This is a genomic window from Labilithrix luteola (assembly GCF_001263205.1).
Lineage (GTDB): Bacteria > Myxococcota_A > Polyangia > Polyangiales > Polyangiaceae > Labilithrix > Labilithrix luteola.
In genome coordinates this window covers 10440304-10462588 of record NZ_CP012333.1, presented here as the reverse complement: position 1 = coordinate 10462588, position 22285 = coordinate 10440304, and the positions used below count along the sequence as shown (strand labels likewise).

Genomic DNA, 22285 nt, shown 5'->3' with positions numbered 1-22285 from the left:
AATCTTGCATGGAGTTTCGGCGTCCGCGCGTCGGGCTCGGCCCGGCGCACGCCCGTCGGCCGAAGAGCGAGCAACGGGACGGGGTCTGGAAGGAGGAGTTGCCATGCGTGAGCTCGTGGGCGCGGCGCGGAGCGGCTCGTTGCTGGACGAAGGTGTCACGGCCGAAACCGTGAGTGCCGACTGTCGTGCGGCGGCGCTCTCGTTCATGTCGGGCGTCGCCACCGGCTGGGACAAGCTAGACCTCGCTCTCTGGCTCACCGGGCCCTATGCGGCGGCCGTTCGTCATGGGGTCGCGAGGGAGCGCGTACCGTCCCTCTCGTACGGGCCACCCCTTGCCGAGAGTGAAGTCGAGCGTCTCGTCACCCGCGTGCGCGGGCAGATCTTGGCGGCGCTCGAGAACGCGGCGCTCGACGGCGGGGCACTGGGCTTCGTCCCGGACATCGTGCGCCGGGGATTGATCCGTCGCGCCGTCGACCGCGAGGGACGTGAGGTGTGGATCCCTCGCGATATCGTCCGGATGCGACTTCGGGATCGGGTGGAGTCGCTCTTCGCCGTCGATCATCTCAACGTGCCCGCCCCATACGCGGACCTGCTCGTCTGCCATCTGTGCGAGGCCATCGTCTTCGACAAGGCCGCAAAACAGCTCGGAATGTGCTGCCACCACAAGCGAGACAGCGGTGTGGTTCCTCGCTTCGAGGATGTGGGAGGTGCCCCGGTCAACCCCACCGGCAAGGTTCGCACCTCCGCTTGAGCTCGCCAGCGAGAGCGCGGCAGTCAGTTCCGCCCATTCCCGCATCGACCTCGTCCGCACGTTGGAATTCACTTGGAGCCGCGTAACCGTGGCCTACCCTCGTGCGTATCCGTGTCGGAGCGTGAATGATGAAGGTCAACAAGTCCGAGAGCGAGTGGAAGGAAATCCTCACCCCGGAGCAGTACGCGGTGACGCGCCAGAAGGGCACCGAGCGGGCGTTCACTGGCAAGTACTGGGACTGCCATGACAACGGCCGCTACCACTGCGTGTGCTGCGGAGCGGAGCTCTTTTCGTCGGACGACAAGTTCGATTCTGGTTGCGGCTGGCCGAGTTTCACGAAGCCTTCGGCCGCCACCGTCGACGAGGAAGAGGACCGATCGCACTTCATGGTGCGCACCGAGGTCCACTGCAATTCGTGCGGCGCGCATCTGGGGCATGTGTTCGATGACGGACCCCGCGATCGTGGCGGCCTGCGCTACTGCATCAATTCGGCCTCGCTGGATCTGAAGAAGGAGTGACGAGCAGAGGGGGCGAGGATGCCGATCACGCGACCGATCACGCGACCGGCCCTCGCCCAGCGTTCGTCAGAAGGTGCCGGGCAGCTTTCGCCGTGAGGCGAAGGCGCCGGCCCCTCGCGTGGAGACGAGCGCGCCCATCGCGATCATGGTGACGGCGAGTGTCGCGAGGCCGCCGATCCAGGGAATCGCGCCGATGACGAGGAAGCCCACCGTGCCGGCGAGCAGGTGCAGATACGAGTTCTTCGTCTTGTGGCCGATGATGGCCGCTCCGGCGGTGGTGAGAACCGCGGTGATGGCTGCGTAGACGGCGAAGACCCCGAGGAGCAAGCCCAGAATCGCGACGGGAATGCCCACGATCGTCACGCAGAGCACGCAGAGCCCGATCGTCGCCGCGATGGAGCCCACGATGCCGAGCGCGAAGTTTCGCATCGGACGCGCGGCGATTTCACCCGTCAGGCTTTCCATCTTGCGTGTGGCGAGCGCGAGGAGAACGCAGCCCATGACGAAGAGGAGCGCCATCTTGGTGATGGAGGAGCCCACCGCGGCGGCTTTGGTGGCGACCGTCGAAGGCGCCTCGTCGTCGTCGTCCTCGTCGTCGCTCTTCACCACGGTCGCGGCTTTTTTCTTCGTTCCGTCGACGATGGCTCCGTCTTCGCGCGTGAGCATGCCGCCCACGACGCCTGCCTTGCCGTCGACGCGACCGCCTTTGGCGATCGTCAGCGTGCCGCCGATGGCGGTGGCGTCTCCGACCACGTGTCCGCCGTCCTCCACGCGGGCGTTGCCGCCGAAGACGACGAGCGCGCCGGTCACGGTACCGAGGATTCTCACCGAGCCGCCGGTGACGGTCAGCGTGCGAACGACCTCGTCCTTCTCGATGACGACCGAGTCGCCGACGACGTTGCGATCCTCTCCGCGTACCGACGGCACTGGTGCAGGAGCCTGAGCTGCGCTGGGCGTCGCGGTCGCGGGCGTGATCGTGATCAGGGAGCCGTTGCGTGTGGCGACGACGTTGCCCTCGATGAAGAGGGCCTCGAGGACGGCGTCGGCCGGCTGATTCTGCACGTCGATGTGGACCTCGTGCTCGTCGACCGCCACCGCCTTCGAGACGACGAGGCTCCAGCCCGCTTCGCTCGCGAGCTTCGAGAGACCATCGCTCGGCTTGCCGTCGAAGGCGAGCGACACGGTCTTGTCGGTCTTGTCGGGCGGCCACGTCCCGTCTTTGCGCAGCGCAGCGCCCGCGGTGGCGGGAAGTACGGCCGACAGCGCGAACACCGAGGCGATCCAGGCAAAACGACGAAGCGAGCTCATGACGAGATTTCCTTCTTCGGCAAACGACGAACGACGACGACGGCGACCATGACGAGCAGCACCGCCGCGCCGTAGGTCGAGGCGAGCATCAGGGGGCTTCCCGGCGCGAGGAAGCGATGGCTCAGCGTGGAGACGGCGCCAGCGACGAGCGGCACGTCGCCTGCGAACGCACGCGCGGTCGAGGGCGCTTGGAGCAGGGTCGGCACGAGCCCGAGCACGGCCACCGCGAGGCCGAGCGTGATGGCGAGGCGAGGGAAGGGCGCTCGCTCGGTTTGGCTCGCGGTTTCGCGCGGCGCAGCGAGGCCGGCGCCGGTGTGGATCGAGAGCAGCGCAGCGTGGCCGAGGTGCGTCGTGCAGAGATCGCAGCCTTCGACGTGTGCGCGCACGTTCGGCGGAACGATGGCCAACTGACCGTCGGCGAGTGCGGTGAGCACGACGTCGCTCGCGTGACCTCCTTCGGCCCAGAGGAGCTCCTCCGGCAGCATGGTTTCCAGGGATTTGCCCCGTTCGTGGTTCATGGGCGGACTCCTCCTTTCCCCTCCGAGACTTCGTCTTCCAGTGCTTCGGCCATGGCCTTGCGTCCTCGGGTGACCCAGGTGGCCACCGTTCCGAGCGGTACGTCGAGTCGTGCGGCGATCTCCTGGTAGGAGAGCCCTTCCAGGTGGAAGAGCGAGAGCGCCGTACGCGGACCTTCCGGCAGTGAAGCGAGCACGCGCCTGACCCGCAGGGCGCGCTCGCGGAGCTCGAGTTGTTCGTCGGCCCCTGCTGCGGGATCGACCAGGCGCTCGACGACGTGCCGATGGGCGAGCTGAGATTCACTCGCCGTGTCGTCGGGCATGTCGACGTTACGTGCGCGCTGCTTTTGGCGTGCGCGCAACGTGTCGAGCGCAACGTGTCGAGCGACGCCGAGCAGCCAGGGGCGGAGCGGACCTCGCGCCGTCGCCGAACTCTCGAGCGCGCGACGCATCGCTTCGTTCGTACAGTCCTGGACGTCGGGATGGTCCGCCGCTTCTCGCAGCACGCACGCGACCACCGCGCGCACGAGAGGCCTGAGGGCGGCGGTCTCGAGCTCTCGCTCGGGAGCCTTTGCCGGAGCTGCCGCCGCCGTTGTCATGAGGGCCGTGAACATCTCTACCGGTCCAGTCGGTGGAGCACGGTCGAAAATTTCAAGAATCGTAACTGCTCGAAATTATGGGGCTAAGACTGCGAAAAAACGCGTTCGAGGCCGGATCATAGGTCGATTTCGACGCCCATCTCGACCACCTGCGTGGGCGGGATCCGGTACTGCGCCGTCGTCGTGCTGGCATTGCGGGCGAGGAACGCGAAGAAGCTCTCGGACAGGCGAGACATCTCACCCTCGGAGGTCGCAAGGAAGGTCTCGCGACCGAAGTAGTAAGTGGCGCTTCGGAGATCGCACGACAGCGCGAACTTTCGGACGGCACACTCGAGCACGGGGAGGAGCTTCGTGGAGTCCATGAAGCCGCGCTGGATCGTGAGCCGCGAGATGCCCTTGCCGAGCGGTTCGAGCGTGGCGGTGTCGGGTGGGAGGTGCGGCTCGTGCGTGATCACGATGGAGAGAACGAGCACGTGCTCCGGCAATGCACGAACGCGCTCCACGAAGCGTACGAGGACGAGCGGAACCTCCTCGGTCGCGCTGGCGAGGAAGATGGCCGTGCCGGGAATGCGCGCGGCGAGCTTTCGATCGATCCCGTCGAGGAAGTTCGCGAGCGAAGGCGAGAGCCGCGCCTCCTGCTCGTGGAAAATGTGCTGGCCTCGGCTCCAGTTCGTCATCACGAGCGTGAGCAGTACCGCCACGAGCACGGGGATGTAGCCGCCGTCGCGGAACTTGAACGCGTTCGCCGCGAAGAACGGGATGTCGAAGGCCAAGAAGAGCAGGAGCAGCGGGAGCGATTTCCAGATCGGCCAGTGCCAGGTTCGTCGCGAGACCTCGAAGAACACGACCGAGGTGATGACCATGGTGCCGGTCACCGCGATGCCGTACGCCGCCGCGAGTCGGTTCGCGCTGCGGAAGCCGATGACGAGCCCCAGACAGGCGATCGCGAGCGCCGTATTCATGACGGGCACGTAGATCTGGCCTTCGGCTTGGGCGGACGTGTGCTCGACGTCGACACGCGGAAAGAGCCCGAGCTGGACGGCCTGGTGGGTGAGCGAAAACACCCCAGAGATGAGCGCCTGCGAGGCGATGACGGTCGCGCACGTGGAGAGCGCCACGAGCGCGTAGGTTGCTGGTCCCGGCGGGACCATCGCGAAGAAGAGGTGCGCACTCGCGTGAGGGTCGGTGAGGAGGAGTGCGCCCTGGCCGAAGTAGTTCAGCACCAACGCGGGCATGACGATGACCATCCACGCGACGCGAATCGGTCGCCTGCCGAAATGGCCCATGTCCGCATAGAGGGCCTCGCCTCCCGTGACGGCGAGCACGACCGCGCCGAGCACGAAGATGCCGCGGACGCCGTGGATGACGAAGAAGCGAACGCCGTGGATCGGGTTCAGCGCGGAGAGGACCGCGGGGTACTTCACGATGTGGTGCACGCCGAGGATCGCGATGGTCACGAACCACACGACCATCACCGGGCCGAAGATGTTGCCGACTCTGCCCGTACCTCGATGTTGGATGCCGAAGAGGCCCAGGAGCACCGCGCAGGTGAGGGGCAGCACGAGAGGCGAGAGCCGCGGTGTCGCGACTTCCAGTCCTTCCATCGCACTGAGCACGGAGATGGCGGGCGTGATGATCCCGTCGCCGTAGAGCAGTGCGGCGCCCACGACGACGAGGAAGGCGAGCCAACCGAGTCCGGTCTTGCTGCCGCGCATGCGCTTCGGAACCAGCGCGAGCAAGGCGAGGATCCCGCCCTCGCCATGGTTGTCGGCGCGCATGACGAACGTCATGTACTTCACGGTCACCACCATCGTGAGCGACCAGAAGACGAGCGAAAGCATGCCGAGCACGTCGGCCCGATCGGTCTTGCCGCCGAGAACCTCGATGCACGACGGAAGCGTGTAGAGCGGACTCGTGCCGATGTCGCCGAAGACGACCCCGAGCGCGCCGAGCGCGAGAGTCGCGACGCTACCGTGGGGCGCGCCGGTCCCGATGTCGTCTTCGTGTTTGGCTAGAGCTCGCGGCGAGGAGGCGGAGATCACGGCGCACCGTCGGTGCTCTACCGTGAAGCAAGAACGCGACCGAGCGCGGTCGAGCTCTCTGGATTAGACGGTGCTGCCGCCGGTCGGCAGGACTTCGCGCGTGAAGTTCCGCACGCCGGACTCGCGCACGAGGATGTCGTCTTCGATGCGGATGCCACCGAACGGCGCGAGGGCGTCGACGAGCTGCCAGTCGACGAGCTCACCCTCCGGCTTCCCACGCAGCTCACGCAAGAGGCCGTCGATGAAGTAGAGGCCGGGCTCGATCGTGAACGTCTGGCCGACTTCGATCTTCGAGGTGTTGCGGAGGAAGGGGTTGTCGGCGCGCGGCTTCACCGTGGCGCAGCCGACGTCGTGCGTCTGCAGACCGAGCGAGTGCCCGAGGCCGTGCGGGTAGAACGCGCGGCTGATTCCGCGCTTGTCGATCTCCTCGACGCTTCCCTTGGCGATGCCCGCTTCTTTGAGGATCGCGCTCACCTGACGATGCGATTCGTCGTGGAGCTCCTCGTACGGCATGCCGACGGCCACGCGCTCGACGAGGCGCTTCTGCATGGCCTCCATGGCGACCACGAGACCCCCGAAGGTCTTGCCGGCGGAACCTTGCGGGCGAGCCCACGTGCGCGTGATGTCCGAGCAGTACCCGAGGTACGTGGCGCCGGCGTCGAGAAGGAGCGATTCGGCGCGCGTCGCGTCGCGTCCGTAGCTGACGTGATGGAGGACGGCGCCGTTCGAGCCGAGCGCTACGATGTTCTTGTAAGGCGTCTCCGAGTCGTCTTGCCGCGTGGCGCCGAGGAAGACGAGGTGGAGCTCGAGCTCCGACTTCGCACCGCCTTCGAAGGCACGAAGGACGGCGTCGTGACCGAGCGCCGCGCGCCGGTTGGCCTCGGCGAGGCAAGCGACCTCGTAGTCGGTCTTGAGCGTCCGACCGTGTTCGAGCGCGTCGAGGAGTGCCTTCGGGTTCGTGTCGCGGAAGCCGAGGGCTGCCGCGCGCGCCGTGTCTTCGCCGATCCAGGCCACGCGCTTCGAGCCGCCCGCGAGCGAGGCGAGCTCGGAGGCGTCGGTGCGGCGGACGTCGAGCCCGTCCTGGAAGAACGTCACTTCGGGCTCGGCCGGCCGCTCCCAGAAGCTCGTGCAGTGGGGCCACACGAGCTTCGTCTTCGAACCCGGCTGGACGACCACGAAGCAGTCCGGCTCGGTCAGCGGCGCCCAGAGCTGGAACTCGGGCGTCGGGCGCAGCGGCCAGTACTGGTCGTCGAACGCGGTGCGCTTGACCGGCGTGCCCGAGTGCACGACGACGGCATCGAAGCCCGCGCCGGCAAGAGCCTTCGCGTAGCGCGTTTCGAGGGTGCGGACGTGGTCCAGATAGAGGCTGCGGAGATGCTCGATATCCACGAGCGGCAACGTAGCACCGCCTTGTCGCGTCTCCGCGCCGATTCCGCCCCGATCTGGACCGGCCTTCCGCCTCAGCTCGCGAGCAGGCGGTCGACGAGCGCGACGTACGAGGTCATCGCGGCATCCTTCGCGACGCCCTTCTTCTTGGTCCACGCGTCGAATTTGGCGCGGCCCTTGAGATCGAGCATGCCGGGGCGCGAGCCGGACACGTCGCCGACCGTTGCCTGCTTGTAGAGCGCGTAGAGCTCGAGCAGGTCGTCGTTGCTGGGCGCCTTCGAAAGTCCTTTGACGCGGGTCTGTGCGTCGTCGAATCGAGCCGTGAGGTCCATGGAGGGGAGGCTATTCGAACCCAGCCGTGCGAGGCTACGAACGTCGTCGATCGGACGTATCTTCTTGGTCGCGGCACAATGAGTCACTGGGAACGCATCGTCGTTGAGTTGCTCGAGGTGGTGGGAGCGCTTGGGCTGGCGTTCTTGTTCGGCATCGCGATTTACGTCCTCGGCTCCTTCGCGCTGACGGGGAGCTACACGACGCGGCGCGCCTTCGGTTCCTCGTTCCGAGCGGTGTTTCGTGAGGCCACCCTCGCTGTTCTCACGCAGCCCTTACTCCCTCTCTTCTACGTGCTCGGCTACCGTATGGATCGCTTTCTCGCGCGGCGGGGCAGAGAGGGGCTGACCCAGGCCGGCGTCCCCGTCGTGTCGCACGTGCCCATCGTCTTCGTGCACGGCTACATGCAGAACCGCGTTGGTTTCTTGGGCCTCGCACGGGCGCTCGCGCATCGAGGCTTCGGGCCGCTCTACGGCTTCAACTACCCGTGGCTGGCTTCGATCGCATCGAACGCCGGGCGGCTCGATCGCTTCGTCGACCGCGTGATCCGCGAGACGGGCGCGGCGAAGGTCGACATCGTGTGCCATTCGATGGGCGGCCTCGTGGCCACGGAGATGATGCGCGCGGCGGCGCTGAAAAAAGACGGGACGAGCGCGCCGCTCAAGGTGCGCCGCTGCGTGACCATCGCCACGCCGCATGCCGGCATCGTGTGGCGCGGTCCGATCTTCGGTCTCGGCTCGGCGAGCCTGCGGCGTGGCTCGAAGCTGCTCGAGACCCAGGCCGGGCAGATGCTCGCGGTGCCGTGTCTGTCGATCTACTCGGCGCACGACAACATCGTTTATCCGAAGGAAACGTCGTCGCTGGTCAAGCGAGGCGGGCGCGATTTCGAGGTCGAGCACCACGCCCACCTGGCGATCCTGTTTTCGCCCAAGGTCGCTGATGCGGTCGCGACCTTCCTCGCCGAGCCCGACGCATCGCCGCCGAAAAAGGGCGCCGATCCAGTATAGTCGCCAGCCTCATGGAAGCGGCCAGCGCGTCACCGTTTGCGTCCACCAGTCCGGCGACGGGAGAAGCCCTCTCCGCGGTCGATGCCACCCCGATCAGCTCGATCGACGACGTCGTCCGCCGTGCTCGCGAGGCGCGTGAAGCATGGGCGGCGCTGTCGCTCGAAACACGCATCGAGACCGTCGGCGCCGTCAAGCAGCGCATCCTCGCGCGTGCCGAGGAGATCGCCAAGGTCGTCCACGAAGAGACGGGCAAGCCCGACGTCGAAGCGCTGCTCGGCGAAGTGCTAGCCAGCGCCGACGTCGTCTCGTACTGGTCCGAGGTGCTCCCCGAGGAGCTCGAGCCCGTCGAGGCCGACATCGATGCGCTGTCGTATCCGAGCAAGATCGGCACGATCCATCGTGAGGCGCGCGGCACGCTCGCCGTCATCATGCCCTGGAATTTCCCCTTCGCGCTGCCGCTTCGCACGATCGTTCCGGCGTTGATGGTCGGCAACGCCATCGTCTTCAAGCCGAGCGAGATCACCCCGCGCACCGGAAAGCTCATCGTCGATCTCTTCGCCGACCTCCTGCCGGAGGGGCTCCTCGCGCTCGTGCAGGGAGGAGGCGAGGCAGGCGCGAAGCTGTGCGACGCCGACGTCGATCTCGTCGTCTTCACCGGTAGCCCCACGACCGGACGCAAGGTGGCGCACGCGTGCGCCGAGCGGCTCGTTCCGTGTGCGCTCGAGCTCGGCGGAAAGGACGCCGCCATCGTCCTCGCCGACGCCGATCTGGAGCGCGCAGCGAGCGGCATCGTGTGGGGCGGCATGATGAACGCCGGGCAAAACTGCGGCGCCGTCGAGCGCGTGTACGTCGAAAAGTCCGTCGCGAAGGCCTTCGTCGAGAAGGTCATCGCGCACACGAAGGCGCTCCGCGTCGGCACCGACGTCGGCCCGCTCACGACGGCCGCTCAGCGCTCGGTCGTCGAGCGTCACGTCGAGGCCGCCCGCAGCGGTGGTGGGCAAGTGCTGGCCGGCGGCGAGGCGTGCGACGAACCCGGCGCCAAGCTCGGCTACCGGCCGACGGTCGTGACCATCGAGGCGGACGCCAATCCGCTCGTTGCGGACGAGACGTTCGGTCCCGTCGTACCCATCGCGGAGATCGCGGACGTCGAGGAGGGCATTCGGCGCGCGAACGCTTCGCGCTACGGGCTGACGGCGAGCGTCTGGACCAAGGACACGGTTCGCGGCGAGGCGATCGCGAAGCGTCTTCGCGCCGGTGTGGTCACCGTCAACAATCACTCCTTCACCGGCGCGATCCCTTCGGCGCCGTGGAGCGGCATGGGCGAGACGGGGTGGGGCATCACCGGCTCGCCGCTGGCACTCGACACCCTCACGCGCCCGCGCTTCCTGCTCGTCGACCACAACCGCGCGCCGCGCGAGGTGTGGTGGTACCCGTACACCGACACGCTGCGAAAGCTCGCTCTCGCCTTCGCGGCGATTCGTGGCGGCGCGTCGTCCTTCGGAGCGCGCATCGGAGCGATCTTCTCGGTCCTGAGCCTCATGCCGAAGCGCATGCGCGAGCTGAAATCCGGCCGCTCGGCCAGTCCTCGGGCCGAGCTAGAAAAGCCTGCGAAATAGTCCTTTGACGCAGCGCGGCCTGGAGTTCTTCCGCCGGCCGATTACATTTTGACTGGATGGTCAGTTCGTGAGGCGGTCGGTCTACAAGAAGAGCGAAGACAGCAAGCTCCAGGTTCTCGACGCGGCGATCGCCACGCTCGCGAAGCGCGGCATCGCCGACACGAGCGTCCAGGACATCGCGAATGCTGCCAAGCTCAGCAAGGGCTCGGTCCACTACCACTTCGCCAGCAAAGACGAGCTCTACGAGCGTGTGCTCGAACGTTGCTGCGAGACGATAGAGAAGCGCGTCGTCGAAGTCTTCGAGCAGCCCGGCGCACCGATGGAGCGCGTCCGCCGTGCGGTTCTCGAAATGTGGTCGCAGCGACGCGACGGCCTTCCCGAGCTGCAGGTGCTCCAAGAGCTCTTCACCCTGTCGCGCCAGAACCCGGCCATCCGGCAGGCGCTCGCCGACGCGCTCAAGAGGAGTCGCAAGCAGATTGTCGACATCGGCTTCGCTCGGTTGCTCGAGCTCGGTTTGAAGCCGAAGGTGGGCGTCGACGTCGCCGCGCGCTTGCTCCTCGCCGCCCTCGACGGACTCTCGCTGCACCACGCCGTCGATCCGATCACCACGTCCGAGCAGACGGAGATGCTCCGCACGCTCGAAGCGATGATGATCGCGATTTTCGAGCTCTGAACGCGTCTTACTTGGGACAAACCGCTTCGGCGCGGCACGCGGGAAGGGTCCCGACCTGCACCGCGCTCGGCTCGCAGGAGGCGACGCGGATGGCGCCGAGGCACGCCCCGAACGCCGAGCTGGCGACGCCCTTCGGGCAGCCGGCCTCGAGGAGCGACTCGACGTTCTGGCGCTTCTCCGCCATGCAGCTGTCGGCCGAAGCGTAGCGCGCGGCGGTGCCGACGCGTTCGCACGCCGACTCGCGGTCGCACAGGGCACGGACGAGGCGCGGCACGGCTTCGGTCGCCGTCGCAGGCGCCGTGGCGGGCGCACCGCTCGGAGGCACTTCGCTCGAGCCGGAGGTGCTCTCGGGGGGCCTCGGCGCGACGATGCCCTCGCCGCGGCCACGCACCGTCGGGGTGGCACCTGCGGTGACTTCTTCGGTTCGGCCGGCGTTGTCCACGTAGCCGGCGGAGTCGACGGTTCGCAGATCGTTGTACGGGTTCGTCGCGCCGCTGGTCGTCTGGGACGATGCGCTCCGCGGCTGGCTGCTGCTGCCACCGCAGCCGACGGCGATGGTGACGGGAACGAGGGCGACGAGGACGCGCAGGTTGGGCAGCACGGGAGCACCTCCGGACGGGGAGGCTGCACCGCGCATGCCCAGGAGCTGCGACCCGGACGCCGACCGCGACGGACCGTGTCAGAAAAATCCTTCGTAATTCTAGCTTATTGACGCAAAGCGTTGAGGGCGGCCTTGACAAAACTGGCCACCTGACCAAAACATACTGGCCGGCCGGATAAAATTCACGGCGCAGCTGGAGGCAGCGACATGCTTCTCGACAACCTCTTTGCAACGATTGGCACCTTGGGCACGGCGGCGGCCCTCGTCGGTATTCTCGCCGTGGTCTTCGCGCCGGCGATCTGTCTCGTCGTGTGCCCCCGCGGCGTTCTTCGCGCGACCCAGCGCGGTCTCTGATATGCGCTTGCGGCTCGGTGCTTACGGGCTCGCGTCAGCGCCAGCGCCCGCATCGAGCTCGCCGTCGTCGCAGGAGTACGTCTGCGCGTACTTCGTCGGAACCTTGGGCTTGCCGTCGACCGGTAGGCAGTCGTTGTTCTTGCCCGGGTCGCGGTAGGACGGTCCTTGGATGGCGGGCTTGGCCGTGAAGCCAACGGCTGCCGACATCGAATCGCACGGTTGGTCGGCCTGGAAGTCGAGTGCGGGCGTTCGCGCGACGTCGACCGCGTCGCAGACACGCTTGCGGACGTCGCGATAAAGCGGCGACTGGCAGAGACGCGTGCCGTCCCCCATGGAGGCCGCGCCCAGTGCACCGAGAAGCGCTTCGACGTTCATACGCCCCGTGAGCACCCCACCTTCCACCTTGAAGTATCGCTTCTCGCGATCTGTCTTCGGGGCTTGATCGGCGGGGCGCGGGGTCATGTCCTCCGCGAGCGGAACGAGCTTTCCGGTGACGATGGGCGTGCCGAACTCGAGCGGTGTGGGCCCGAACGGAATGCGGACGGTCGCTGGGAGGGTGACGACGAACTGGTAGTTGCGGACGTACCCGTTCGCGAACGCGACCGGCATGCCGTCACGGAAGGTCGCGTCGGGGAGGGTGGTCCAGACGTCGTCGCCGCACCATTGAGGTGGGTAGTTGCCGTCGTCGTCCGCGACCGAGCCAGGGCAACCGGCCGTGCGGACTCCGTTCGAGGGAAGGAAGCCGACCTCGACGTCGCGATCGTTGGCGAGCCCGTTGTAGCGATGGAAGTGGAGGAGAAAGCTCTGCGCGCCCGTCGTGATGCTCTTCTGCAGGCCGACGGATTCGTCCAAGCTGTAGTCGGTCGGGAACGTCTGAAGGAAGGCGTTGAACGAGTTGTCGACGCCGCCGTCGCCGTCGCAATGCACGGCCTTCTTCGGTACGCAGCTCGAACCCGCGTCGTGCGGGCCGCGATCGCGCGTGTCGCAGGTGCACACGTTGTCGATGTCGTAACCGAAGGAATCCGTGTCGCTCGCGAGCTTGACGTTGTCGATCGCGAGAACGAACGCTGGCAACTCCGTCAAGGGGTCGTCGTCGTCGTCGGGCTGACCGATGGGATGAAGGAGCGGGCAGGACTCGATACCCGGGGCGGTTCCTTCGAACGACGCATCTGCCGCGTTGTCCTGGAGTTTGGCTTCGCCGTACGGCGTCCCGCATGCGCCGGCGCCTAGGACGGCGACAAGCACGCCTCCGGCGGACGTTGCGAGCACGACGCGTCTCACCCTCCCGGCCACGCCGTGAAAGATACGCTACGCCGTATCAGTACGCCATCACGCTTTCGATGCGGGACGGTTCGAGGACGCGACGACCTCCGAGGAAGCCAAGCTCGATGACGAAGGCGAACGCCACGACGTTGCCGCCCTGCGTCGTCACGAGCTCCGCGGCGGCCTTGGCCGTCCCGCCGGTGGCAAGCACGTCGTCTACCACGAGGACACGCGCCCCTTGCGGGATCGAGCCGACGTGCATCTCGAGCTCCGCGACGCTGTATTCTGTCTTGTAGGAGACGCGGTCGCTCTTGGCGGGCAGCTTGCCCGGCTTGCGTGCCGGCACGAAGCTCGCGTTGAGTCGCGCGGCGAGCGCGCCGCCGAAGATGAACCCGCGCGCCTCGACACCGACGACGGCGTCGACGTGGGAGCCGATGAAGCGCTCCGCGATGGAGTCGAGCACGATGTGAAATGCCCTCGGATCGGCGAGGAGCGGGGTGATGTCCTTGAACAGGATCCCGGGCGACGGAAAGTCGGGAATGTCGCGGATCTTGCTCTTCGCGTAGGCGAGCGTATCGGCCGAAAGCATCGCGCGCGTGACTTAGCCGATCGGGATACAGAACGCGAGGCGACGAGGGCTACTCGCGACCGTGCAGGATGTCGCCCGCCAGGCGCTCGCCGATGCCGGCGATCAACGTGTCGGTGAGGGGCGCGCCTTCGTGGCTCGTCAGGTCGAGGATGAGCGGGGTGATGGATGCCGCGCCTGCGTCGTAGGCGTCGGTGTCCGTGCCGGGGTCTGCTTCGTGACGAACGCCGGGGCCGCCGAGCCACATGTACTCGCGACCGCGAGGATCGACGCGCACGTCGATGATCTCCTCGTAGAGACGTGAACCGAGTCGCGTGCGCCGAATCTCTCCGCTCCAGTCGAGCGGCACGTTCAGGTTGAGGAGCGGGGTGCGTCGCGCGAGCGAGGGCGTCGTGCGCGTGATCGGGCCGATGCTGCCGTGCGTCTGATCCCAGAGGGCGCGAGCGAGGCGCGACGTGAGCTCCGCGACCTTCTCGAGGTCGGCTTTGGCGTGGGCGCTCGATGCAATGGCAGGGATGCCGCGCAGGGCGCCCTCGCGCGCAGCCGCGACCGTGCCGGAGTAGAAGGCGTCCTGGCCGAGGTTCAACCCGCGGTTGATGCCCGAACATACGAGGTCGGGCCAGCGCGGAAGAAAGCGCTGCTCGGTGGCGTGAAGTGCAATGTACACGCAATCGGCAGGCGTGCCGTCGACGGCGAAGATCCCGGGCTCGATCTCGCGTGCTCGCAGCGGATGGTGGAGCGTCAGCGAGTGGCTCTTCGCGCTCTGCTCCGTTTCCGGCGCGCACACGACGACGTCGGCCCAGGTAGAGAGGCCGTCACGGAGAGCGCGCAGACCGCGGCTCGCATAGCCGTCGTCGTTCGAAAGAAGCACGAGAGGTCGCATGGGGCGCGGACGTTAGCACGAGCAGCCGCCATGGCGGCTCCCTGCGTGGGCTACAGCGCAGCAGCAACTCATTTGCGCTGATTGAACCATCAAACGGAGTTCGCGACAGACTTGGCCACGGTCCGTGCAAAGTAGTCGCTGCAGTATAGGATGCGCCGTCATGCGAAGGATGCGAAGCGCTTCCGGTGTTTTTTGCGCCCTCAGCGTGCTCACGCTCACTCTCGGTGCTTGCAAAGAAGCGCCGAAGCCCAACGTTCCTCCGCTCACCGTCGCGCTCGTCCCCACTCCTTCAGCCTCTACGAAGTACCCACCGCCCATGACGCCCACCCGCAAGCAGGACCTCGTCGAAACCATCCACGGCGAGAGCGTATCGGACCCGTATCGCTGGCTCGAAGACAGTGACTCTCCCGAGGTCCACGCGTGGACCGAGGCGCAGAACGCGCACACGCGGGCGGTCATCGACACCATCGCGGGGCGCGCCGATCTCGAGCGCGAGGTGAAGGACCTGCTCCAGATCGGCTACGTCACGGCGCCGGCGATTCGCACGACGCACGCCGGTGCAAAGCGCTACTTCCACACGAAGAGGGAAGGCGCGCAGAACCAACCCACGGTCTACGTGCGTGACGGGCTGACGGGGAAGGACCGCGTGCTGCTCGACGCCTCGGCGCTCTCCGCGGATGGCACGACGGCCGTCGACTGGTGGTTCCCGTCGATGGACGGCCAGCTCGTAGCGTGGGGGCGGAGCGAATCGGGTAGCGAGGAGAGCACGCTGTTCGTCCGCGACGTCGGCACGGGCAAAGATCTCCCGGACCACATCGATCGCACGCGTCACGCGTCGGTCGCGTGGATGCCGGACGGCAAGAGCTTTTACTACACGCGCTTCCCCGAACCGGGGTCGGTGCCGCCGGGGGACGAGAAGTACTTCTCGAAGATCTTCCACCACGTGCTCGGCCAGGATTCGAAGGGCGACAAGCTCGTCTTCGGTGAGGGGCGCGCCAAGACGGACTCGCCCTCGGTCTCGATCTCGCCGAACGGCCGCTGGCTCGTCGCGCGCGTGCACATGGGCTGGGACAAGAGCGAGGTGTTCGTCAAAGATCTCTCGAAGGGCGACGGCGCTCCTTGGGTGGCGATCGCCGAGAACAAGTCGGCGATCTTCGAGCCCATTCCGCGCAACGATCGCCTCTACGTCCTCACCAACGACGGCGCGCCCCACTACAAGCTCTACGCGGTCGAGTACGACAAGCCCGCGCGCTCGGCGTGGAAGGAGATCCTCCCGGAGGGAAGCGACGTGCTCGACGACGTGGCGATTCTCAAGAACGAGATCGTCGCGAGCTACATGCACGACGCCGCGACGCGTCTCGAGCGCTTCGGTCTCGACGGCAAGTCTCGCGGCCCCGTGGAGCTGCCTTCCATCGGCTCCGCGAGCGCCACGGGCGCGTGGGACGGGGAAGAAGCGTTCGTCACGTTCACGTCGTACGTGGTCCCTTACGAAGTGCTTCGACTCGACCTGCGTGGGTCGAAAGAGGCGAAGCTCGAGCCCTGGGACAAGGTCGGCGCGCAGTTCTCCGCGCAAGGAATCGAAGTGCAACGCCTCTACGCGACGTCGAAGGACGGCACGAAGGTGCCCATGTTCGTCATCGCCAAGAAGGGGCTCGTGAAGAACGGCGAGAACCCGACGGTGCTCTACGGCTACGGGGGCTTCAACGTGAACCAGACGCCGGCGTTCAGCGCGCGCGCGCTCGCCTCGGTGCAGCGCGGAGCCGTTTGGGTCACGGCCATCCTCCGTGGCGGAGGGGAGCTCGGCGAGGACTGGCACCAAGCCGGCATGCGCGAGAAGAAGCAGAACGTGTTCGACGACTTCTATGCGTGCGCAGAGGCGCTCGTGAAGGAGAAGATCACGAACTCGTCGAAGCTCGGCATCGTGGGCGGTTCGAACGGGGGGCTGCTCGTGGCCACGGCGGTCACGCAGCGTCCGGAGCTCTTCCGCGTGGGCCTATCGCTCGTGCCTCTCACGGACATGGTTCGCTATCCGCACTTCCGGATCGCGAAGCTCTGGATTCCCGAGTACGGCGATCCGGACAAGTCCGAGGACTTCCGCTTCCTCTACGCGTACTCGCCGTACCACCACGTCCAGGAAGACGTGCAGTACCCGTCGATGCTTTTCACCACGGCGGAGAGCGACTCGCGCGTCGATCCGATGCACGCGCGCAAGATGGCGGCGCGCATGCAGGAGGTTCAGAAGGACCCCACGCGCCCGATCCTCATCCGGATCGAGACGAAGGCGGGGCATGGAGCGGGCAAGCCGGTCACGAAGCTGGCCGACGAGCTGGCCGACGAACTCTCGTTCCTGCTCCACGAGCTCGGCGCGATGTAGGTAAATGTACTGAACGGTTTGTACTGAACGTTCGAACCTGTGAGATCTCTTCGAGATCTTGCCGATCGATCAAACCACAGGAAACACAGGGGAAAAATCGACTGCACAAAGTTGGTCGTCCGTTCAGTGCTGAACATAATGCCCCTCCATGAGCTACGAAATCACCGTCCTTCGCGCCCTGCTCCGTCTCGCTCGTCGGCGTGCGCCCGCAACCGTCGAGGACATCCTCGTCCGCGTCGGTGGCGAAGAGGCCGATGTCCGTCGTGCACTCGCCGCGCTCGCGCGCGCTGAGCTCGTGTACCGCACCGCCGGAGGCCCGCGTCTCTCGCTCGCGGGCTTCGCCGTAGCCGCGGCGTGCGCGGCTCCCGTTGCGCGCAAGGTGAAGCAGGCTCCGAAGCCCGCGCCCACGCCCGAACCGGCCGACAAGGCCTCGAGTGGCGGACGCGTCATTCCGCTCGTGCGCCGTCGCCGCGCGGCCTGATCGTGACGGTTGGTGTCCGCGCCTCGCCGCCTCCGTGGTAGGCGTCGGAGCGTGAAGGATGCCTCTCCGTCCGATCCGCGTGACATCCACGCGAAGGCGCTCAACGAGCGGAAACAATCCGTCGCGGAGCTCGACCAACGTGCAAACGCGATCGCGAATCTCCGGCTCCTAGCCCTCTTCGGGGCGCTCGCGCTTCTTGGCGCCATCGTCTTCGCGCGGCTGCCCTCGATCGCCTGGCTCGGCGAGCTCGCCCTCGTCGTGGCGTTCGGCGCCCTCGTGGTCATCCACGCGCGCGTCCATCAGCAGCGCGATCGGATGAACGCGGCGGTTCAATTCCACGAGCGGGCCCTTGCGCGCATGGCCGGCAAGTGGCGCACGTTCCCGCAGACCGGTGAACGTTGGGCCGATGCCATGCATCCCTACGCGGGTGACCTCGACGTCTTCGGTCGCGCGTCGCTCTTCCAGCTGATCGATGCCACCTCCACGCGCTTCGGCGAAGAAGTCCTCGCCAAGTGGCTCTCGGGCGACGAGGCTCGCTCGAAAGACGCCGCCGAGGCGAAGAACGCGATCATCGTTCGGCAGGCCGCCGTGCGCGATCTGGCCGCGCGTGTGCGCGTGCGCGAAGAGCTTTGTGTTGCCGGCAGCCTGGTCGACGAAGGAAAGCCGGATCCGCGTCCCTTCGTGATGTGGGCTGGCCAGGCGACCTCGGCGGAGACTCGTCTGCCCGGATGGATGCGCGTCGTCGCGATCCTGATGCCGATCGTGACGATCGGCACCGCCGTGGCCGGATCGTTCGGCCTCGTGCCGCGCCTCACGTTCGTCGCCAGCTTCATCGTGTCGCTGCTCTTCCTCGGTTCGCAGCGCAAGCGCCTGCAGCCGATCCTCGAAGCCGCCTCGTCGAAGGAGGGGGCGCTGTCGCGGTACGCGGGAATGCTCGCCATTCTCGAGAACGAGACGTTCGAAGCCGAGGCCCTGATTGCGCTGCAAAAGCGCCTCAAAGAGAGCGGAGCCTCGGCGACACGCGAGATGGCGTCGCTCTCGCGCATCGTCGGATTCTTGGATGCGCGCGAGAACGAGATCTTCAAGATCTTCATCGGCCCGGCCTTGATGTGGGATGTCTGGTGCGCGCTGGCGCTCGATGCGTGGCGTGCGCGCGCAGGGCGCGTAGCGTTCGGATGGTTCCGTGCGCTCGCCGAGCTCGAAGCGCTCGCGTCGCTCGCGGGCTTCGCCTTCGAAAAGCCGGACTTCACGTTCCCCGAGTTCGTCGATGAGCCGATCCTCCAGGCGGAGTCTCTCGGACATCCACTCATCGAGAGCGGCAAGCGTGTCTCGAACGACGTGGGGATCGAAGGACCCGGCCACGCGATGGTGGTCACGGGCTCGAACATGTCGGGTAAGAGCACGCTGCTCCGCGCGATTGGCATCAACGCGGTGCTCGCCAACGTCGGCGCGCCCGTGTGCGCGAAGTCGATGCGGCTCGGTCGCCTGCGTGTCGCCACGAGCATGCGCGTGTCGGACTCGCTCGAAGAGGGAACGAGTCGCTTCTACGCCGAGCTCAAGAAGCTGAAGCTCGTTCTCGACCTCTCGCGTACGGAGAAGGCGGGCGGCGAGGGGGCCAAGTCGGCCACGGTGCTCTTCCTGCTCGACGAGATCCTCCACGGCACGAATACCCGCGAAAGGCTCATCGGGGCGCGCGCCATTCTGCGCGAGCTCCTGTCTCTCGGCGCGATGGGTGCCGTCTCCACGCACGACCTCGCGCTCGGCGATCTCGAAACGGAGATGCCCGGCTTCGTGAAGAACGTGCACTTCGAGGAGCAGGTCGAAGGCGAGGTGATGACGTTCGACTATCGACTCCGTCAAGGCGTCGTCCAGAGCTCGAACGCGCTTCGTCTGATGAAGATCGTCGGCCTCGAAGTGACCTGACCTTATCCGCCTATGCCTCGCATCGAAACGTGCGAGGCAGAGTCTTCGGTACAGCCCTTCCAGGTTTCGCCATCGGGCTTCATCGCCCAGGCGCGGCCCACCGCGTCGGCGACGGCCTCGGCGTTGCCGGTGCACGCCTCGTGCGCGGCGGAGAGACCGTCGTTCGTCGCGAGGCAGGGCCTGAGCGTGCCGTCGCTGGCGACGCGGAGGCGGTCGCAGCCTTTGCAGTAGGTGTCGCTCGTGCCAGTGATGAAGCCGACCTTCTTCGTGGTGTCGTGTCGTGCGCGCAGATAGCCCGCCGGTCCGCGATCGGGCTCGCGCTCGGCGTCTCCCGGCTCGAGGAGGTGTGCGAGCTTCGCGATCATCTCGCGTGCCGTGACCACGCGGTCTTTGAGCTTCGCGCCTTCCCCGATGTGCATGACTTCGAGAAGGCGAGGGACGATGCCTCGCTCCCAGCACCACGCGACGAGCGATGCGATCTCGTCGTCGTTCTCGCCGCGGACGACGACGGCGTTGAGCTTGATTTCGTCGTAGCCCACGTCGAGGGCCGCATGGATGCCGGCGAGTACGCCATCGAGTTTTCCGCCGCGCGTCATGCGCTCGAAGCGGACGGGGTCGAGCGTGTCGAGCGACACGTTGAGGCGCCGGAGCCCAGCTTCGCGGAGCGGACGTGCCAGCTTCGCGAGCTGCGTGGCGTTCGTGGTGAGCGCGAGGTCGTCGAGGTCGAGCGTGCCGAGAAAGCGGATGACCTCCACGACGTCGGGATGGATGAGCGGCTCGCCGCCGGTCAGGCGAACGCGCCGGACGCCCGCACCCACGAGCCCATGCACCATGGTCTTCCACGCGGCGAGGTCGAGCCGTTCGGGCAGGTAGCCGTCGCGTCGGTCCGGGCGGCAGTAGACGCAGGCCAGGTCGCAGCGGTCGGTCAACGAAAGGCGAACCGATCGCGGAGGCGCTGCGCCCTCGGGCGCGTGCGCGGGCCCACTCGGCCCGTTCTGGATGACACGCAAGGCGTACATCGCTCCCCAACCTTAGCGGAAAAAGGCGTGCGCGTGGCACGCGCGCAGCGACGGCGAGCCCATCTTTCGCGCTAGGATCGCAGCGCCGTGGAGAAGCCTTCCGACAAGCCCAGGTTCGTGACCGTGACCGTGAGCGATACCCGAACCGAGGCGGACGATGCCTCCGGCAAGGCGCTCGTGGAGGAGCTCGCAGACTTCGTGCACGTGCGTCACGCGATCCTTCCCGACGAACCCGCTCGGCTCACCGAGCTGGTGCGTGGCGTGATCGCCTCCGCCGAGGCCGACGCGATCGTCTTTACTGGAGGCACGGGCATCGCCCCTCGCGATCGGACGTACGAAGCTCTCTCGGCGCTGTTCGACAAGGAGCTCGAAGGCTTCGGCGAAGCGTTTCGGCGCCTGTCGTGGGACGAGGTCGGCCCGCGTTCCATCCTCTCCCGCGCGACCGCGGGCACCGTCGAAAACGTCGTCGTCTTCTCGCTCCCGGGCAGCGAGAAGGCCGCGAGGCTCGGCGCGCGCGCGCTGATTGCGCCCGTTTTGAGTCACGCCGTGGACTTGCTCCATGGCCGAACGAAGCACCACGGAAAACACGGCCGATGACCCTTACGATCCTCTACTTCGCGGCCGTTCGCGACCTCGTGGGCGTCGCCGAAGAGACTCTTGCGGTGCCGCTCGGCGTCTCGACCATCGACGACCTGTCGAGGCATCTCCGTGCGATCCATCCCTCGCTCGAGGGGCGTCTCGAGTACGTTCGGTTTGCACGTAACGAGGCGTTCGCCTCGGGCTCCGATGTGATCGTCAGCGGCGACGTGATCGCGCTCATCCCCCCGGTCGCAGGCGGATAGAACGATCCGGAGGGCTGCGGCTTCGCCGTCCGGTCTCGCTCTTGCTTGGTCACGGTCATGGCGGGAACGCTCGTGAACGTGGTCGCGCTTGCATCGGTGGTCGGTGTCGGCTCGGTCCTGGCGCGGCTTCGAGGCGGTGACGCGCTTCCCTCGTGGAACGACGGTCCGAGCAGGCGCGCGATCCTGGACTTCGTGCGCGCGGTGACGGCGCGCGGTTCGTCGACGTACGTGCGACCGGCCGACCGCATCGCCGTCTTCGACAACGACGGCACGCTCTGGAGCGAGATGCCCATTCCGGTGCAGGCGGCGTTCATCGTCGATCGACTGCGCGCGCTTGCGCCGAGCATCCCGAGTACGCCGTGCGCCAGCCCTACAAGGCGATTGTCGAAGGCGACATGGACGCGCTCTCGCGCATGTCCCATCACGAGATCGGTGAGGTGATCGCGGCCACGCACGCTGGAATGACCACCGAGGAATTCGCCGGAGTCGTCCGCGCGTGGCTCAGCACGGCGAAGCATCCGCGCTTCGACCGTCCGTACGGGGAATGCGTGTTCCAGCCGATGCTGGAGCTGCTCACGTTCCTCCGCTCGAACGGGTTCCGTACCTTCATCGTGTCCGGCGGTGGCATCGACTTCATCAGGGTCTTCTCGGAGCAGCTCTATGGCGTGCTCCCGGCGCAGGTCATCGGAAGCAGCAGCAAGACGCGCCACGAGCTACGCGACGGAGCCCCGGTGCTGGTGAAGCTTCCCGACCTCGGAAGCGTCGACGATCGAGAGGGGAAGGTCATGAACATCCATCTCCACATCGGTCAGCGTCCGATCTTCGCGATCGCCAATGCCGACGGGGATCTCGCGATGCTCACGTACACGGACCACGCGCCGGGAACACACTTGTCGATGCTCGTTCGGCACGACGACGGCGAACGCGAGTTCGCCTACGACCGCGACGGGACCTTCTGGGGAAAGCTCGATGCGGGGCTCGATACGGCGAGAAAAGCGGGATGGACGGTCGTTAGCCCTCGCTCCGAATGGGCGGCGATGTTCCCGGCCGATCGCCGTGCAGGGCGCGTCCGAACGCGTCAGCGTCTGCCGCGTCGGCACGTGCGTCCGATTCTTCGATCGCGCACGACCTGAGCCGTACAGTCGCACGAGTCACGCAGGAATCAGGCTGAAATCGAGGTCGTGCGAGGCGCGTCCTTGTTCGCGAGGGCAGGT

The 22285-nt window shown here is 66.8% G+C and carries 24 protein-coding genes; 13 read left to right on the top strand and 11 right to left on the bottom strand.

What is annotated here, in order from left to right; genetic code table 11:
- Positions 1-103: 103 nt before the first annotated feature.
- Positions 104-751, top strand: a complete 648-nt coding sequence (locus AKJ09_RS45185) for a hypothetical protein (RefSeq protein WP_146654056.1) — start codon at positions 104-106, stop codon at positions 749-751.
- Positions 752-876: 125 nt separating this feature from the next.
- Positions 877-1269 carry a peptide-methionine (R)-S-oxide reductase MsrB gene (gene msrB, locus AKJ09_RS45180; protein ID WP_146654055.1) on the top strand — a complete coding sequence of 131 codons (393 nt, stop codon included), beginning with the start codon at positions 877-879 and terminating at the stop codon, positions 1267-1269.
- Between the two features lie 66 nt (positions 1270-1335).
- Here msrB and AKJ09_RS45175 read toward each other — a convergent pair whose 3' ends face one another.
- The 6 genes from AKJ09_RS45175 to AKJ09_RS45150 form a co-directional block, all read right to left on the bottom strand.
- Complete coding sequence (locus tag AKJ09_RS45175) at positions 1336-2577, bottom strand: polymer-forming cytoskeletal protein (RefSeq protein WP_146654054.1); 1242 nt, start codon at positions 2575-2577, stop codon at positions 1336-1338.
- Positions 2574-3095 carry a hypothetical protein gene (locus AKJ09_RS45170; RefSeq protein WP_146654053.1) on the bottom strand — a complete coding sequence of 174 codons (522 nt, stop codon included), beginning with the start codon at positions 3093-3095 and terminating at the stop codon, positions 2574-2576. The genes AKJ09_RS45175 and AKJ09_RS45170 overlap by 4 nt, the downstream gene beginning before the upstream one ends.
- Positions 3092-3706, bottom strand: a complete 615-nt coding sequence (locus AKJ09_RS45165) for an RNA polymerase sigma factor (protein ID WP_146654052.1) — start codon at positions 3704-3706, stop codon at positions 3092-3094. The genes AKJ09_RS45170 and AKJ09_RS45165 overlap by 4 nt, the downstream gene beginning before the upstream one ends.
- 101 nt (positions 3707-3807) lie before the next feature.
- Positions 3808-5733: a potassium transporter Kup gene (locus AKJ09_RS45160; protein ID WP_240488846.1), complete on the bottom strand. Its 1926-nt coding sequence runs from the start codon at positions 5731-5733 to the stop codon at positions 3808-3810.
- Between the two features lie 63 nt (positions 5734-5796).
- Positions 5797-7122 (bottom strand): Xaa-Pro dipeptidase, encoded by a 1326-nt coding sequence (gene pepQ, locus AKJ09_RS45155; protein ID WP_169928407.1) that lies wholly within the window; start codon positions 7120-7122, stop codon positions 5797-5799.
- 71 nt (positions 7123-7193) lie between these two features.
- On the bottom strand, positions 7194-7451 hold the full coding sequence (locus AKJ09_RS45150) for an acyl-CoA-binding protein (protein ID WP_146654050.1): 258 nt from the start codon (positions 7449-7451) through the stop codon (positions 7194-7196).
- A gap of 78 nt (positions 7452-7529) precedes the next feature.
- On the opposite strand from AKJ09_RS45150, the gene AKJ09_RS45145 reads away from it, so the two are divergent.
- From AKJ09_RS45145 to AKJ09_RS45135, 3 genes are all read left to right on the top strand, one after another.
- Positions 7530-8456, top strand: a complete 927-nt coding sequence (locus AKJ09_RS45145) for an esterase/lipase family protein (RefSeq protein WP_146654049.1) — start codon at positions 7530-7532, stop codon at positions 8454-8456.
- 11 nt (positions 8457-8467) lie between these two features.
- A complete protein-coding gene (locus AKJ09_RS45140) occupies positions 8468-10072 on the top strand; it encodes an aldehyde dehydrogenase family protein (protein ID WP_146654048.1) in 1605 nt (534 codons plus the stop codon).
- A 67-nt stretch (positions 10073-10139) separates the two neighbouring features.
- Positions 10140-10745: a TetR/AcrR family transcriptional regulator gene (locus tag AKJ09_RS45135; protein WP_146654047.1), complete on the top strand. Its 606-nt coding sequence runs from the start codon at positions 10140-10142 to the stop codon at positions 10743-10745.
- A gap of 7 nt (positions 10746-10752) precedes the next feature.
- Here AKJ09_RS45135 and AKJ09_RS45130 read toward each other — a convergent pair whose 3' ends face one another.
- Complete coding sequence (locus AKJ09_RS45130; protein WP_146654046.1) at positions 10753-11346, bottom strand: DUF6184 family natural product biosynthesis lipoprotein; 594 nt, start codon at positions 11344-11346, stop codon at positions 10753-10755.
- Positions 11347-11553: 207 nt separating this feature from the next.
- Here AKJ09_RS45130 and AKJ09_RS53800 point away from each other — a divergent pair, with 207 nt between their 5' ends.
- Positions 11554-11700 (top strand): hypothetical protein, encoded by a 147-nt coding sequence (locus tag AKJ09_RS53800; protein ID WP_169928405.1) that lies wholly within the window; start codon positions 11554-11556, stop codon positions 11698-11700.
- Positions 11701-11721: 21 nt separating this feature from the next.
- On the opposite strand, the gene AKJ09_RS45125 is transcribed toward AKJ09_RS53800, so the two are convergent.
- The 3 genes from AKJ09_RS45125 to surE are packed head-to-tail and all read right to left on the bottom strand — an operon-like array spanning position 11722 to position 14432.
- Positions 11722-12969, bottom strand: coding sequence for a hypothetical protein (locus tag AKJ09_RS45125; protein WP_146654045.1), 1248 nt, complete (start codon positions 12967-12969; stop codon positions 11722-11724).
- 49 nt (positions 12970-13018) lie between these two features.
- A complete protein-coding gene (locus tag AKJ09_RS45120) occupies positions 13019-13552 on the bottom strand; it encodes an adenine phosphoribosyltransferase (RefSeq protein ID WP_146654044.1) in 534 nt (177 codons plus the stop codon).
- Between the two features lie 49 nt (positions 13553-13601).
- Positions 13602-14432, bottom strand: a complete 831-nt coding sequence (surE, locus tag AKJ09_RS45115) for a 5'/3'-nucleotidase SurE (protein WP_146654043.1) — start codon at positions 14430-14432, stop codon at positions 13602-13604.
- 160 nt (positions 14433-14592) lie between these two features.
- Between surE and AKJ09_RS45110 the strand changes: the two genes are divergently transcribed.
- The 3 genes from AKJ09_RS45110 (at position 14593) to AKJ09_RS45100 (ending at position 19210) form a co-directional block, all read left to right on the top strand.
- Positions 14593-16806 carry a prolyl oligopeptidase family serine peptidase gene (locus AKJ09_RS45110; RefSeq protein WP_146654042.1) on the top strand — a complete coding sequence of 738 codons (2214 nt, stop codon included), beginning with the start codon at positions 14593-14595 and terminating at the stop codon, positions 16804-16806.
- 148 nt (positions 16807-16954) lie between these two features.
- Entirely contained in the window at positions 16955-17287 is a 333-nt protein-coding gene (locus AKJ09_RS45105) for a hypothetical protein (RefSeq protein WP_146654041.1), read from the top strand.
- A gap of 51 nt (positions 17288-17338) precedes the next feature.
- Complete coding sequence (locus AKJ09_RS45100) at positions 17339-19210, top strand: MutS-related protein (protein WP_146654040.1); 1872 nt, start codon at positions 17339-17341, stop codon at positions 19208-19210.
- Positions 19211-19212: 2 nt separating this feature from the next.
- Here AKJ09_RS45100 and AKJ09_RS45095 read toward each other — a convergent pair whose 3' ends face one another.
- Complete coding sequence (locus AKJ09_RS45095; protein ID WP_146654039.1) at positions 19213-20229, bottom strand: GTP 3',8-cyclase MoaA; 1017 nt, start codon at positions 20227-20229, stop codon at positions 19213-19215.
- A gap of 87 nt (positions 20230-20316) precedes the next feature.
- On the opposite strand from AKJ09_RS45095, the gene AKJ09_RS45090 reads away from it, so the two are divergent.
- The 4 genes from AKJ09_RS45090 to AKJ09_RS45080 are packed head-to-tail and all read left to right on the top strand — an operon-like array spanning position 20317 to position 22204.
- Positions 20317-20826, top strand: a complete 510-nt coding sequence (locus tag AKJ09_RS45090; protein ID WP_146654038.1) for a MogA/MoaB family molybdenum cofactor biosynthesis protein — start codon at positions 20317-20319, stop codon at positions 20824-20826.
- Positions 20823-21071 carry a molybdopterin converting factor subunit 1 gene (moaD, locus tag AKJ09_RS45085; protein WP_146654037.1) on the top strand — a complete coding sequence of 83 codons (249 nt, stop codon included), beginning with the start codon at positions 20823-20825 and terminating at the stop codon, positions 21069-21071. The genes AKJ09_RS45090 and moaD overlap by 4 nt, the downstream gene beginning before the upstream one ends.
- Positions 21072-21128: 57 nt before the next feature.
- The gene (locus AKJ09_RS54560) at positions 21129-21512 is read left to right on the top strand and encodes a hypothetical protein (RefSeq protein WP_205633965.1); all 384 of its coding nucleotides are present in this window, start codon (positions 21129-21131) and stop codon (positions 21510-21512) included.
- On the top strand, positions 21431-22204 hold the full coding sequence (locus AKJ09_RS45080; protein ID WP_205633964.1) for an HAD family hydrolase: 774 nt from the start codon (positions 21431-21433) through the stop codon (positions 22202-22204). The genes AKJ09_RS54560 and AKJ09_RS45080 overlap by 82 nt, the downstream gene beginning before the upstream one ends.
- Positions 22205-22285: the final 81 nt, after the last annotated feature.